The sequence below is a fragment of the Methyloceanibacter sp. genome, from assembly GCF_050999895.1.
Taxonomy (GTDB): domain Bacteria; phylum Pseudomonadota; class Alphaproteobacteria; order Rhizobiales; family Methyloligellaceae; genus Methyloceanibacter.
Window position 1 is genome coordinate 1 of sequence record NZ_JBPCOU010000105.1, and the last position, 13440, is coordinate 13440.

Here is a 13440-nt window from a genome sequence, read left to right on the forward strand (position 1 = left end):
TGATCGGTCCAGTCCTCGATGGTGGGCCGCTCGCCTGGCAGCGCTGCGAGCCTGCCGCCGAGAAAGTCGCGGAACGACGCGCCGGCCACGTCGATATAACGGCCGTCGCGATAAACAAAATACAGCGGCACATCGAGGGCGTAATCGACGTAGCGCTCGAACCCCATGCCGTCCTCGAAGGCGAACGGCAAAAGCCCCGTGCGGTCGGGGTCGACATCGCGCCAGATCTCCGCGCGGTAGGACTTGAAGCCGTTGGGCTTGCCTTCGGTGAAGGGCGAGTTGGCGAAGAGCGCGGTCACGACCGGCTGCAGCGCCAATCCGACGCGCAATTTGCGCACCATGTCGGCCTCGTCGCCAAAGTCGAGATTAACCTGCACCGTGGCGGTGCGAAACATCATGTCGAGCCCGAGCCCCCCACGCCGCGGCATATAGCGCGCCATGATGCGATAGCGTTCCTTGGGCATCATCGGCGTCTCGGCGAGAGTCCATTTCGGAGAAAAGCCGATGCCGAGAAAGCCGATGCCGAGATCGCGGCCGACGCCTGCCACCTCATCGAGATGGATGCGCAGCTCGTCGGAGGTCTCGTGCAATGTTCGCAGCGGCGAGCCCGACAGCTCGACCTGGCCGCCCGGCTCAAGGCTGATGGCGCCGCCTTTGTCGCAGTCTGGGCGATTGAGCGCGATGATGTTGCCGTCCTCGATGACGGGCTCCCAGGCATGGCGTTCGGCAAGGCCGCGCAGGAGCGCCGCGATGCCACGCTTGCCCCAATACGGCACCGGCGTGTGGCCGTCGGCATAGAACGCGAATTTCTCGTGCTCGGTGCCGATGCGCCAATCGGCGGCCTGCTTGCTGCCGGCCTCGAGATAGGCGACGAGCTCATCCCGCGACGCGATCACTGGGCTTTGCGGCCCGCTCACCCGTGTCGACATGAGGAGAACTCCGATTCCCGAGATGAGAGGGTCCGCGCGCGCAAGAGGGCGGCCTTTATGACGCCAGGAACGGAACCCTGACAAGCCATCCTTAGCGCCAGTCGCCGAGGACGGCATTCACAAGGGCGAGAGCGGCGACGGCCGCCGTGTCGGCCCGCATCACCCGCGGCCCCAAGGAGATGGGGAGGACGAACGAGCGTTGCAGGAGGGACGCGCGCTCGTCCGCATCGAAGCCGCCCTCCGGCCCAACCAGCACAGCGAGGGGCCCCGGTGCCTCGCTCGCGAGCGTCGCGAGCGGGGAGGCATGCGACGCGGATTCATCGGCAAAGATCAACAGGCGCTCCTCGTCCCACGCGTCGAGAACCTTTGAGAGTTCGGCGGGTTCCGCGACCGCCGGCACGCGCAGGATGCCGCACTGCTCCGCCGCCTCGATGGCGTTGGCGAGAAGCCGGTCGACGCGAACGCGCTCGGCGACCGTGCGCCTGGTAATGACGGGACGCAAAACGCTCGCGCCCATCTCGGTCGCCTTTTGCGCCATGTAGTCGAGACGGGCGCGCTTCAGGGGGGCGAACAGATAATGCAAGTCCGGACCCGCTACTTCCGGCCGGGTCTGCTCGACGAGATTAAGTTTGGCATGCTTGCGGCTCACCGCGGCGAGCTCGGCGATCCACTCGCCTTCTTCGCCGTTGAAGACGAGAATGCGTTCGCCGGACTTGAGCCGGAGCACGTTGAGGAGATAGTGAGTTTGGTCTGGCGTCGGCTCGATCTCGCCGCCTGCCCGCAATGGAGCCTTGACGAAGAGCCTCTGAAGCTTAGACGCCATGGCGGAATGCAAGAGCGGTGGTTAAATAAGAAGGACCTAACAGCGAGAGACATGACACGTCCCCTGCCCCAAGGCAAAACGAGCGAGACCATCGCCGACGCGAGCGCCGCGAATTGGATCGAGCGCTATGCGCCGCCGTCCTGGCTGCCTTATTTGCGGCTCGCCCGCGTCGATCGCCCCATCGGGTTCTGGCTCCTGGCATTGCCCTGCTTCTGGTCGATCGCGCTCGCGACGCGCGGCATGGGGGTCGCCTATCCCGATCTCTGGACCCTGTTCCTATTTGCCGTGGGCGCCGTGGTCATGCGCGGCGCCGGCTGCACCTATAACGACATTCTCGACCGCGACATCGACAAGGGCGTGGCGCGGACCCGCTCCCGGCCGTTGCCGAGCGGACAGGTGACGACCGGCGCCGCGGTCATCTTCATGGTCGCGCTCTGTCTCATCGGCTTCGTCGTGCTTCTAAACTTCAATGCGGTCACCGTCTGGCTCGGCATCGCGGTGCTCCCCGTCGTGGCGCTCTACCCGCTCGTGAAGCGCTTCAGCCATTGGCCGCAAGCGGTGCTCGGGCTCGCGTTCAGCTGGGGGACGTTGATGGGCTACGCCGCGGTGCAGGGGCGGCTCGATTGGACCGCGTTCATGCTGTTCGCGGGCGCGGTGTGCTGGACCATCGGCTACGACACGATCTACGCCCATCAGGACCGCGAGGACGACGGCATTCTCGGCTTGAAGTCAACGGCGCTCAAATTCGGACCCGCGACCAAGCCAGCCCTCGGCCTGCTCTATGGCGTGGCATGGCTCGCCATCGCCGCGGCCGGTCTCGCCGCCGGCGGCGGCACCGCCTTCCTGCTCGGCATGGCGGTCGCCCTGATTCAACTCACCTGGCAGGTCGTCACGCTCGATATCGACGATGGGGCGAACTGTCTCAAGCGCTTTCGCTCCAACCGCGATTTCGGCCTCATCGTCCTTGCCGCGATCCTGGTCGACATGTTTCTCGCTGCTGTGCTTTAGCCGGAATCGGCGGCGCGAAGGTTGCGTCCACGCGCGCCCCGGTCCAGATAGCAAGAAGGCCCCGAAGCGCGATGCTCCGGGGCCTTGTGACGCCTTGCTGTTAGCTTCCCTTGGCTGCCTTGTGGCGGCCTTAATTGCCGTGATCTTGCCACAGATCCTTGCCGAACCGCTTAACGGACGTGCTTAACGACTGGTATGCGTGGGCGAGTTTCCCACATGGTTGAGAAAGTCTTCCGCCCTTATGGCTGCCCCGAAAACCGCGCGCGAAGCCCAGCCGTTTCCGTCTCTTGAAGACGACGATGCCCTGCTCCGGGAGGCGGTTCGCGCCGCGGGCGAGCTGGCGCTCACCTATTTTCGCCAGCAGATCATCGTCAATACGAAGCCGGACGGCAGCGAAGTGAGCGAGGCAGATCTTGCCGTAAACGCCGCGCTTAAGCTCGCGTTGCTGACGCCGCGGCCCTCTTATGGCTGGCTCTCCGAGGAATCCGAGGACGACCGCGAGCGGTTGAAGTCGCGGCGCGTCTGGATCATCGATCCGATCGACGGCACGCGCGCCTTCCTCCGCCATCTGCCGGAATGGACCATCTCAGCCGCCCTCGTCGAGGACGGCGTGCCGGTGCTCGGGGTCGTGTTCAATCCCGCGAAGCAGGAATTCTACCATGCCGTCCGCGGCCAAGGCGCCACTCTCAACGGTCAGCGCATCCATGTCAGCTCCAAGAGCACGCTTGAGGGTGCGCGGCTGATTGCAAGCGGCGGTCTCTTTAAGAAGCGCATCTGGAAGGAGCCCTGGCCCGAGGTGGAGACCGAATGGGTCAACTCCGTCGCCTACAGGATTGCGCTCGTCGCGGCGGGCTACGCCGACGCCACCGTCTCGCTGTCGGGTAAAAGCGAGTGGGACATCGCCGCCGCTCAGCTGATCCTCGAAGAGGCCGAGGGCGTCATCACCGACCATCACGGCGAGGCGTTCGCCTATAACCGCACGAACCCGCGCTTCAAAAGTATAATCGCAGCGCCGCCTAAGCTGCATGACGCGCTGATCGAGCGCACAGGCCGCATAGACCTTTAGCTCCGTTTTCGGCAAAGTCGCGAACCGTCAGGGGCAGTGCGGTAGAGTCATGACTGCAAAGAGCAAAGCGCAGGGGCAGCAGCTTCTGCATCTCGTCTTCGGGGGCGAGCTCACGACGCTCGACAGGGTCGAGTTCGGCGATCTCAAGGCTCTCGATATCGTCGGGATCTTTCCCACCTACGCCGAAGCCTACGATGCGTGGAAGGATGCCGCGCACCGCACGGTGGACGACGCGCATATGCGCTATTTCATCGTGCATCTGCACAGGCTGCTCGATCCGGAAGAAGAAGGCAGCTCTGGCCCGCGCTAGGGCCCGAACCGTCTAGGTTTTGGCCTTAGAGCCTGCGCGGGGCCCGTGCTAGAAGTTTCGGCAAGCACATAACGAAGGGCCCGCAACGGCGGGAAATCGGGGAAGCCCTTGAAAGATAATCTGTTCAGGGACGTGAGCACGATCACGCGGGGCGCGGACGAGCTCCAGGTCGAATACTCGACCGGGGATATCGTCAAGCGCATCTGGCGGGAGCATCTGCGCCCCCGCTTTGGCCTGTTGTCGCTGGCGAGCGTCGCCATGCTGCTCACGGCCGCGACCACGGGCGCGATCCCCTTCCTGATCCAGAAGACCGCAGACGACGTCTTCGTCGCGAAGAACGCGGAGATGATCTACTGGGTCACGATCGGCATCGTCGTCGTCACCATCGTGAAGGCCATCGCGGAATATGTGGCGGACGTCACCGTCGCCTATCTCGGTCACCGCTTCATCGCCGATCTTCGCATTCAGATGTTCGCAAAGCTCGCGCGCGCGGACCTGATCTGGATCCAGACCGTGCATTCCGGGCGGCTGCTGTCCGGCTTCCTCAACGACGCCATTCTCATTCGCCAGACCGCGAGCCGTTCGCTCGTCACCCTCGGCGAGAACTATTTCAAGATCATCTTTCTCATCGCCACCATGTTCTACATGGACGCGCGTTTCACGGCGCTGATCTTGCTGTTCATGCCGCTTGCATGGTTCGTACTGTCGCGCCAACGGCGCAAGATGCGCAAATCGACGACGAAGTCACTTCAAGAAACCGGCGATCTCTCCGCGCTCATCACGCAGACCTTGCGTGGCATGCGTATCGTGCGCGCCTATGGTCAGGAGGATCGGGAGGAGAAGCGGGCGGAGAGCGCCATCAACCGTGCGCTAGAATTCACCATGCGCGGCACCCGCGCCAGGGCCCTAGCCAGTCCTGCGATCGAGCTCCTGACCGGCTTCGGCTTTGCGCTCGCCATCTACTTTGCCGGCGCCAAAGGCATTCGCGGCGATCTGACCCTCGGCCATTTCATGGGGTTCATGACCGCTGCGCTGCTGATTTACGGCCCGCTCAAAAGCGCGGCGACGCTTCAGACCCAACTCCAGGAAGGAATCGCTGCGGCGAGCCGCGTTTTTGGCGTCATCGACCAAGAAACGCGGATGATCCATGCCGAAGGCGCGCAATCGCTCAAGCTTGAGCGGGGCGAGATCGAGTTCAGGAACGTCACCTTCTCCTACGAGCCGGAGAACGAGGTCCTCAAGGGCGTCAGCCTTACGGTGCCGCCGGGAAAGACGGTCGCACTGGTCGGACCGTCCGGTTCGGGCAAGAGCACCCTCGTCAATCTCTCCTTGCGCTTCTTCGATCCAGAGAAGGGCGCCGTCCTGATCGACGGACGGGATATCCGCGACGTGACCGTCGAAAGCCTGCGCGATGCGGTCGCGCTCGTCACGCAAGACCCGGTTCTCTTCGACGACACCGTTCGCGCCAACATCGCCTATGGCTCCAAGCCGGAAGTCGAGGAACAGGTGATCGCGGCGGCCAAGGCGGCGGCGGCGCACGACTTCATCATGGGGCTGCCCAAAGGCTACGACACCAAGGTCGGTGAGGCCGGCGGCCTGTTGTCAGGAGGCGAGCGTCAGCGCATCGCGATCGCGCGCGCGCTCTACAAGGACGCGCCGATCCTTCTGCTCGACGAGCCGACCAGTTCGCTGGACAGCGAAGCAGAAGCCAAGGTCCAGCTCGCGCTCGAGGAATTGATGCGCGGGCGTACTGTCTTGATGATCGCGCATCGTCTCTCTACGGTGAAGAAGGCCGACCTCATCTGCGTGCTCAATCAGGGCCGCATCGTCGAAATGGGGCGTCACGATGAGCTCGTCGCCAAAGGCGGTCTTTACACGCGGCTGCATCGCACGCAGTTCGGCATTACCGGCGGTCTTCACGGTTCCGGTGCCGATGCGGACAGCGAAGACGCCGTTGCCGTGGCAGGCAAGTAGCGCCGGCGGGTCATGGTGAAAGGGCTGATTGCATCCAAGCCTGTTGTCGTGCTCGGCGGTGCCCTCGCCGCGGCCTATATCCGCTTTGTCAGGGTCACCAGCAAACCCGTCTACGATCCCGCGGACACCGGCGCGAAGCTTCTCTCGCAGCACCCGCAGATCGTCGCGATGTGGCACGGACAATTTCTCCTGCTCGCGCAATTCAAGCCCAAGTCAATGCTGTCGAAGGCCATGGTCGCCCGCCACGGCGATGCCGAGATGCTGGGCGAGACCTTGAGGCGTCAGGATACGGAGTTGATCCGGGGCGCCGGCGCAGGAAGCCGGCGTCGTGATCGGGGCGGCGCCAGCGCCTTCCGCGCCTCTCTCCGCGCGCTTGGCGAAGGTGCAAGCATCGTCATGACCGCCGACGTGCCACCGGGCCCCGCGCGCAGTGCCGGCGAAGGCATCGTCAATCTCGCGCGGATGTCGGGACGGCCGATGGTGCCGACTGCGGTCGCGTCCAGCCGGTTCCTCGCCGCAAAAAATTGGAGCCGGTTCTGCGTCAACCTGCCGTTCTCGCAGCTCGGCGTGGTGGTCGGCGATCCGATCTTTGTCCCTGAAGACGCGGATGAGGACACAATGGAAGCCTGCCGGCTCGCCATCGAACAGAAGCTCAACGAAGCCACGCGACGCGCTTATGCGTTGGCGGGGGCCGTCGATCCGCTTTCGCCGGAAGCTCTCGCCGCGGCGGAACGGCCAGGCTTCATGCTGAATGCCTATCGCGTGGTCACGGGACTTGCCGCGCCGCTGGCGGCCCTGATCCTTGCCTGGCGCACCCGCCGCGGCAAGGAGGAGCCGGAACGGCGTCTGGAGCGTTTCGGGGAGGCAAGCGTCCCTCGCCCACAAGGCTTCCTGGCATGGTTCCATGCCGCCAGCGTCGGCGAAGCCATTGCCTCATTGTCCGTGATCGAGGTGCTCTCGGCGGAGCATCCCGATGTCCGGGTCCTGCTCACCACCGGCACGGTGACTTCGGCGAAGCTCGCGCGCGCGCGGCTTCCCAGTGGCGCCATCCACCAATATGTCCCGCTCGACAATCAAGGCTTCGTGCAGCGCTTCTTGCGGCATTGGCGCCCCGATCTCGGCGTGTTCGTCGAGTCGGAAATCTGGCCCAATCTCATTCTGGAAGCAAAGGCGCAGAACGTGCCGCTCGTCCTCATTAATGGGCGCATGTCGAAGCGATCGTTCCGCCGCTTTCGCAAGCGACCGCGCTTCAGCCGCCCGCTGTTCTCGGCGTTCAGCCTGGTGCTCGCGCAGAATGAGGCGCTTGCGGAGCGCTTCTCGCAGCTCGGCGCGATACAAAGCATCGGCATCGGCAATCTCAAAGCGGACGCCCCGCCGCCGCCTGCGGAGCTTCCCGGGCAGAGGCGTCTCAAGGCCGCGCTCGAAGGGAGGACCATCCTGCTCGCGGCGAGCACCCATCCCGGCGAGGACGAGATCGTGGCCGCCGCCCACCGGACGATCAAAGCGCAGCGCCCCGACCTCATCACCACGATTGTCCCGCGCCATCCCGACCGCGGCCCCATGCTCGCCGAGCTTCTGCGCAACTCGGGTCTCGGCGTGGCGCTGCGATCGGCGGGCGAACTTCCGGGCGCCGGCACCGATATCTACATCGCCGACACGATCGGCGAGCTCGGCTTCTTCTACACTTTGGCGCCGGTCGCCTTTATCGGCGGGTCGCTCGTGCCGCATGGCGGCCAGAATCCGGTCGAGCCCGTCAAGCTTGGCGCTGCGGTTTTGACCGGCCCGCATTGGAGCAACTTCCGCGATTCCTATACCGAGCTCTTGCGCGTCGACGGCGCCAGGGAGATCGGCGATGCCGATACTCTCGCGGCGGCCGCGCTTTCTTTGCTCGACGACAAAACAGCGCGGCAGGCGATGAAGGAACGCGCGGAGCACGCCATCGCCGGCATGTCCGGTGCGCTCAATCGCACACTCTCCGAGCTTGAGCGTTTCCTGCCGCCGAAACCCTCGTTGCAGCATGCCTCTTAAGGCGCCGTCCTTCTGGTATCGCGACAAGAGCGCGATTGCGGCGGCGCTTGCGCCGCTGGCCGCTCTTTACGGCAGGATCGCGGAGTCCCGGTCGAAGGGCACTGCGCCCTATCGCTCCAGACTCCCGGTGATCTGCATCGGTAATTTCACCGCCGGCGGCGGTGGCAAAACGCCTAGCGCCATCGGGGTCGCGGAAGTTCTGAAGGCCATGGGGGAGCTCCCCGTCTTCCTGACCCGAGGCTATGGGGGCAAGATGCAAGGCACTCTCTTTGTAGGGCCAAAGTCCAGCGCTGTTGACGTCGGCGACGAGCCGCTCCTGCTCGCCCAGCATGCGCCGACCATGGTCTCCGCCGATCGCGCCGCGGGCGCCAGGGCGATCGAGGCGACAGACGCGACCGTCATCGTCATGGACGACGGCTTCCAGAATCCGAGCCTCGCCAAGGATCTGTCTCTCATCGTGGTCGACGGCGCTTCAGGCGTCGGCAATGGCCGGGTCGTCCCGGCAGGTCCGCTACGCGAGCCGCTCGACAGCCAACTCCCCCGCGCCGATGCGCTGCTCGTCATCGGCGACGGTGCAAAGGCGGCGCCGCTGGCGGAGGCCTTCGCGCGTGGCGGCAAGCCCGTGCTGAAAGCCAGAGTCGCGGCGGACTGCGATCCGCGCTGGCTCGGTGTGCTGCCCGCGATCGCCTTTGCCGGGATCGCGCGACCTGAGAAGTTCTTCGCCACGCTGCGCGGCAACGGTGCGCGGCTGATCGATGCGCATGCCTTCCCCGATCACCACCGCTTCAGCGCCCGGCAGGCCCGCCGGCTGCTGGCGCAGGCGCAAACCTACAACGCCATGCTCGTCACCACGGCGAAGGATTGGGTGCGGCTGCCCGACGACGACTCCACGCCGCAAGGCGAGATGAAGTACCGCTCGCGGCCCTTCCCTATCGCAATCAAATTCGAGGATGCGGCGGCGCTGACGGCGCTGCTGAAGAAGGCGCTGCGTAAGCGCTGATCAGCCGGCGGGATGCAGTTCGCGGAAGCGCTTCAGCGATGCCGCGGCGTCGGCATAGGGCTCTTGTAGCTCGACGCTCCAATAGCGGAGATCCTCGAGCGGGATGACGCGCCCGGTCACCGCGCAGCGCACGAAGTCGCCCGGCGTGAGCACCTGCACCTCGCCGTCGAGATATTTGAGCTTGGCTTCGCCTTTGAAGCCGAGATTGCGCTCGAAGCGATTCATCAAAGCTATTCGACTCGCTGTTCTGCCAACGTTGCCGTCACCATAGCGTCCGCTTTACGTACGTGCGAGTCCGCTTACAGCAACGTCCCCTGCTTTTCCTTGCCGCGCGGATTCGCGGGTTTAGCGTGCAGCGCAGTCGGCCGCGCGTCGTCGTCTGCATGCGCGTGGACATGGCCGTCGGCGAACTCGATGTCGAGCGCGGTGCCGGGCCCAACCTCGTTCGCGCGCCGCAGCATCTTGCCTTCAGCATCCCGCACCAGCGTAAAGCCGCGCGCAAGCACGTTGTGATAGCCGAGCGTGGAGAGCAGCTTCGCGCTGCCGTCGAGGCGGCGGCGGGAGCGATCGACGCCCGCGGAGAGCGCGCGGCCGCTGCCCCGCTCAAGCCCGGTCAGGCGCTCGCGGGCGCGCTCCGCGGCGCGGGCGATGAGATGAACTTTCAGCCTCGCGGCGGAGCGCTGCAATTGTGTGCCATGCGCGCGTGCGTTGGCGACGAGCGCGCGCGACAGCCTCGCGCTCACCGTATCGAAGCGCTGGCGCGGCAACGCCAGAAGCTCGCTCTTGCGCGCAAGGCCGCGCGTCGTGGCCGTGAATCGGCGGCGCTCGCCGTCGACGATCCGGCGCAGGCAGCCGATCACGCGCAAGCCATGGCTCGTTACCGACAGCATCAGATCGGCGCGCACTGGCACGGCGCGCTCTGCGGCGGCCGTCGGCGTCGGCGCGCGGAAATCGGCGATGAGATCGATCAGGGTCCAGTCGGTCTCGTGCCCGACGGCGGAGATCAGGGGGATCGTGCTCGCTGCCACCGCGCGCACGACAAGCTCATCGTTAAAGCTCCAGAGATCCTCTAGGCTGCCGCCGCCGCGCGCGACGATGATGAGATCGGGCCGCGGCACCCCCGGAATCATCGCGTTGAAGCCGCCGATCGCCGCCGCCACTTCGCCAGCGCAGGTTTCGCCCTGCACGCGCACGGGCCAGACGAGCACATGGCTCGGAAAGCGGTCGGAGAGGCGATGCAGGATGTCGCGGATGACGGCGCCGGTGGGCGAAGTGACGACGCCGATGATGCGCGGCAGGAACGGCAATGGCAGCTTGCGCAGCTCATCGAACAATCCCTCGGCGGCGAGCTGTTTCTTGCGCGCTTCGAGCAGCGCCATCAGCGCGCCCGCGCCGGCGGGCTCCAAATCGTCGATGACGATCTGATATTTCGACTTGTCGGGATAGGTGGTGACACGGCCGCGCGCGATAACTTCGAGCCCGGCCTCGGGCTTGAATTTCAGGCGCTGATAGGTGCTCCGCCAGATGACCGCCTCGATGCAGGATTTCTCGTCCTTCAGCGTGAAATAGCAGTGGCCGGAGGAATGCGGGCCTTTGAAGCCCGAGATCTCGCCGCGCAGGCGTACGAGGCCGAACGCGTCCTCCACCGTCCGCTTCAGCGCAAAGGCGAGCTCGGAGACGGTGTATTCGACGAGATTCGTCGTGACGCCCGGGGCTTGTTGGCGATCGGCCATGAAACGCTCTTACCTCGTTTTCGCTTGCAAGGGACGCGTGCTAGGACACGTCCCTTCCTACCGTCTGGCATAGCAAGGCGGAACAGAGGTCCACAAGCTGCCATGACGAAGCTGAACGTGCTGTTGATCGGGGACGGCGGGCGCGAGCATGCGCTTGCCTGGAAGCTTAAGCAAAGTCCGCTGCTCGACACGCTTTATTGCGCCCCCGGCAATGCCGGCATCGGCCAGATTGCCACCTGCATCCCCCTCGACACCGATCATGCGGCTGTGGCGCGGTTCTGCAAGGACAAGTCTATTGGCCTCGTGGTGATCGGGCCCGAGGCGCCCCTGGTCGCCGGCCTCGCCGACGACCTCGAAGCCGCCGGCATCCAGGTGTTCGGGCCGTCAAAGGCGGCCGCGCAGCTCGAAGGCTCCAAGGGCTTCACCAAGGATCTCTGCGCCGCGCATAATATTCCGACGGCGTCTTACGCGCGCTTCAGCAATGCGCGAGAAGCCCGTGCGCATGTGCAGTCGCACACGCTTCCCCTCGTCATCAAGGCCGACGGTCTCGCCGCCGGCAAAGGCGTGATCATCGCCTCGACCGCAGCGGAAGCGTTGCAGGGTATCGAGGCTTGTTTCTCCGGCGCGTTCGGCGCAGCCGGCGCGGAAGTGGTGATCGAGGAATTTCTCAGCGGCGAGGAAGCGAGCTTCTTCGCCCTGGTTGACGGCGCGACCGCGTTGCCGCTGGCCACGGCGCAGGACCACAAGCGCGCCTTCGACAACGATCGGGGCCCGAATACGGGCGGCATGGGCGCTTATTCACCTGCGCCAATCATGACGCCTGAGCTCTGCGCCCGTGTCATGGACGAGATCGTGTCACCGACGGTGAAGGCGATGGCGGCGGCGGGCACGCCCTTCAAGGGCGTGCTCTATGCGGGCCTCATGATCGAGAACGGCGCGCCGAAGCTGATCGAATATAACGTGCGCTTCGGCGACCCCGAAACGCAGGTGCTGATGCTGCGCCTCAAATCGGATCTGCTGCCTGCCCTTCTCGCCGTCGCGAATGGCGATCTCGGCGGCATCGCGCTCGACTGGCACGCCGATCCTGCGCTCTGCGTAGTGATGGCGGCAAAAGGCTATCCCGGCGCTTACGAGAGAGGCTCGGAGATCAAAGGCCTCGACGCCGCCGGCAGCGATCCGGACGTTGCGATCTTCCATGCCGGTACCAAACGCGAGGGCGCGCGCATCCTCGCCGATGGCGGCCGCGTGCTCGGTGTCAGCGCGCGAGGGCAAGACATTGAGCAGGCGCGCGACCGCGCCTATGCGGCTGTCAACAAGATCGATTGGCCGGACGGGTTTTGCCGCCGCGACATCGCCTGGCGTGCCGTGGCATGGCGGTGACAGGAGTCCCGCTTTCGTCATGCTTGTATGGCAAACCGGTGCTGGGGGTGATAGCCCTCCCCGTCTATCTTGACTTGTCGCATCCCGACCGGAGGCCTACATGGCGCAGAATTCCCGCTCAATGACCTTGGCTTGCGTCATGGGCGCCGCCGTCGCCTTCGGCCTCGCCTTCGCTTCGACGCCCGCAGCCGCTTCACCCCTCAGCGTCACCAAGATCGAGGCGCCTGCGCTTCTTGCGGAAAAAGTGCGCATCTACAAGCGGGGCCGCACCCCGATTTATCCCTATGTTTACAATCCCGGCCGCCCCGGTGGCTGGAGCAGCTATTTCGGCTTCGTGCCATATCAGAAGGGTGACATCGCCAATCAGGCTCTCCAGCGCCAGTTCAATTCCCAATATGAATGGATACCGCCGTTCGCCGATCCGCCGCCGCCGCGGCGGCGCCTGCTGAAGCCGGACCCGCGTTATAGTGACCGGTGATCCCAGTCAGGAACACTTTCAGCAAATTTGCCTTCGACGGCTAATGTGTCGGCAGTAAATGATTGTATTATTTTACCAAGTATGAAAATGCCATTTATTGTCTGGACGATTATTAGCGGGAGGGCTCTATAGATGATCTCCGGGGAACGGATATTATCATGCGCTCTCTACTGCTCGGCATTTCGTTGATTGGGCTTTTTGCTTCGCTGCGCTTGCCGCCAAAGACACTAGCGTCGGCGCGCAGTGGGAGCGCTCGCTCCTCACCGCGAAGCGGAACGGCACGCTGCCGGGACCGCGGCCCGGGCTGAAATGCCTTTGCTCCAAGCAACTCGGCGGCTGCCTTTGGTACACGCCCTCGAAATGGAGCCTGGACAGCTACCCGTAGCCCCTGACGGGAGGCCACGGAACTATCCAGCTTGCGCAGCAGGGCCTCCGGTAAGCGCCGGGCTTCGTAGTCGCGCGTCAAAGGCAAAGTTCGTCATGGCGGGGGCTTGACCCGGCCATCCACGTCTTGGAATAGGGTCGGGACGCAAATCGTGAATCCCGGCACAAGGCCGGGCATGACGAAGGAGCAGGACGAAAGCCAAAACTTATCCCCGCCCTCCAAACCTCCCTTAAACTCCGCGTCACCTCGTCCACTGAGGGGCGCATTCATGAGGCGTCGTGAAGCGGGACGGGGTGCGGTGCCCGCGGGTGGTCTTCGCAGGATCA

The 13440-nt window shown here is 64.8% G+C and carries 12 protein-coding genes; 8 read left to right on the forward strand and 4 right to left on the reverse strand.

The window, feature by feature from the left end; all coding sequences use genetic code 11:
• Together ACR2J1_RS11615 and ACR2J1_RS11620 are read right to left on the reverse strand one after the other, a co-directional pair.
• Positions 1-929, reverse strand: a 929-nt coding sequence (locus ACR2J1_RS11615; RefSeq protein WP_434019483.1) for a glutamate--cysteine ligase, incomplete at its 3' end; no start/stop codon positions are given.
• A 91-nt stretch (positions 930-1020) separates the two neighbouring features.
• Positions 1021-1752 (reverse strand): 16S rRNA (uracil(1498)-N(3))-methyltransferase, encoded by a 732-nt coding sequence (locus tag ACR2J1_RS11620; RefSeq protein ID WP_434019484.1) that lies wholly within the window; start codon positions 1750-1752, stop codon positions 1021-1023.
• A gap of 51 nt (positions 1753-1803) precedes the next feature.
• Here ACR2J1_RS11620 and ubiA point away from each other — a divergent pair, with 51 nt between their 5' ends.
• The 6 genes from ubiA to lpxK all read left to right on the forward strand — a co-directional run bounded on the left by ubiA (position 1804) and on the right by lpxK (position 9138).
• Positions 1804-2760, forward strand: coding sequence for a 4-hydroxybenzoate octaprenyltransferase (ubiA, locus tag ACR2J1_RS11625; RefSeq protein ID WP_434019485.1), 957 nt, complete (start codon positions 1804-1806; stop codon positions 2758-2760).
• 241 nt (positions 2761-3001) lie between these two features.
• On the forward strand, positions 3002-3826 hold the full coding sequence (locus ACR2J1_RS11630; RefSeq protein WP_434019486.1) for an inositol monophosphatase family protein: 825 nt from the start codon (positions 3002-3004) through the stop codon (positions 3824-3826).
• 49 nt (positions 3827-3875) lie between these two features.
• Positions 3876-4136 (forward strand): DUF4170 domain-containing protein, encoded by a 261-nt coding sequence (locus ACR2J1_RS11635; protein ID WP_434019487.1) that lies wholly within the window; start codon positions 3876-3878, stop codon positions 4134-4136.
• Between the two features lie 108 nt (positions 4137-4244).
• The gene (locus ACR2J1_RS11640) at positions 4245-6110 is read left to right on the forward strand and encodes an ABC transporter ATP-binding protein (protein ID WP_434019488.1); all 1866 of its coding nucleotides are present in this window, start codon (positions 4245-4247) and stop codon (positions 6108-6110) included.
• A gap of 12 nt (positions 6111-6122) precedes the next feature.
• Positions 6123-8138 carry a glycosyltransferase N-terminal domain-containing protein gene (locus tag ACR2J1_RS11645; protein ID WP_434019489.1) on the forward strand — a complete coding sequence of 672 codons (2016 nt, stop codon included), beginning with the start codon at positions 6123-6125 and terminating at the stop codon, positions 8136-8138.
• Positions 8128-9138, forward strand: a complete 1011-nt coding sequence (lpxK, locus tag ACR2J1_RS11650; RefSeq protein WP_434019490.1) for a tetraacyldisaccharide 4'-kinase — start codon at positions 8128-8130, stop codon at positions 9136-9138. Before ACR2J1_RS11645 ends, lpxK begins: the two co-directional genes overlap by 11 nt.
• Here the strand turns inward: lpxK and ACR2J1_RS11655 are convergent, their stop codons facing one another.
• Positions 9139-9363 (reverse strand): DUF2093 domain-containing protein, encoded by a 225-nt coding sequence (locus tag ACR2J1_RS11655; protein WP_434019491.1) that lies wholly within the window; start codon positions 9361-9363, stop codon positions 9139-9141.
• A gap of 74 nt (positions 9364-9437) precedes the next feature.
• Positions 9438-10871, reverse strand: a complete 1434-nt coding sequence (gene xseA, locus ACR2J1_RS11660; protein WP_434019492.1) for an exodeoxyribonuclease VII large subunit — start codon at positions 10869-10871, stop codon at positions 9438-9440.
• A 111-nt stretch (positions 10872-10982) separates the two neighbouring features.
• Here xseA and purD point away from each other — a divergent pair, with 111 nt between their 5' ends.
• Positions 10983-12251, forward strand: a complete 1269-nt coding sequence (purD, locus tag ACR2J1_RS11665; protein ID WP_434019494.1) for a phosphoribosylamine--glycine ligase — start codon at positions 10983-10985, stop codon at positions 12249-12251.
• Between the two features lie 100 nt (positions 12252-12351).
• Positions 12352-12729 carry a hypothetical protein gene (locus ACR2J1_RS11670; RefSeq protein WP_434019493.1) on the forward strand — a complete coding sequence of 126 codons (378 nt, stop codon included), beginning with the start codon at positions 12352-12354 and terminating at the stop codon, positions 12727-12729.
• Positions 12730-13440 lie beyond the last annotated feature (711 nt).

Bases quoted from the DNA above. Each gene is read 5' to 3' on its own strand.
- ACR2J1_RS11620 (WP_434019484.1), bottom strand. From the start codon at position 1,752: ATGGCGTCTAAGCTTCAGAGGCTCTTCGTCAAGGCTCCATTGCGGGCA.
- ubiA (WP_434019485.1), top strand. From the start codon at position 1,804: ATGACACGTCCCCTGCCCCAAGGCAAAACGAGCGAGACCATCGCCGAC.
- ACR2J1_RS11630 (WP_434019486.1), top strand. From the start codon at position 3,002: ATGGCTGCCCCGAAAACCGCGCGCGAAGCCCAGCCGTTTCCGTCTCTT.
- ACR2J1_RS11635 (WP_434019487.1), top strand. From the start codon at position 3,876: ATGACTGCAAAGAGCAAAGCGCAGGGGCAGCAGCTTCTGCATCTCGTC.
- ACR2J1_RS11645 (WP_434019489.1), top strand. From the start codon at position 6,123: ATGGTGAAAGGGCTGATTGCATCCAAGCCTGTTGTCGTGCTCGGCGGT.
- lpxK (WP_434019490.1), top strand. From the start codon at position 8,128: ATGCCTCTTAAGGCGCCGTCCTTCTGGTATCGCGACAAGAGCGCGATT.
- ACR2J1_RS11655 (WP_434019491.1), bottom strand. From the start codon at position 9,363: ATGAATCGCTTCGAGCGCAATCTCGGCTTCAAAGGCGAAGCCAAGCTC.
- xseA (WP_434019492.1), bottom strand. From the start codon at position 10,871: ATGGCCGATCGCCAACAAGCCCCGGGCGTCACGACGAATCTCGTCGAA.
- ACR2J1_RS11670 (WP_434019493.1), top strand. From the start codon at position 12,352: ATGGCGCAGAATTCCCGCTCAATGACCTTGGCTTGCGTCATGGGCGCC.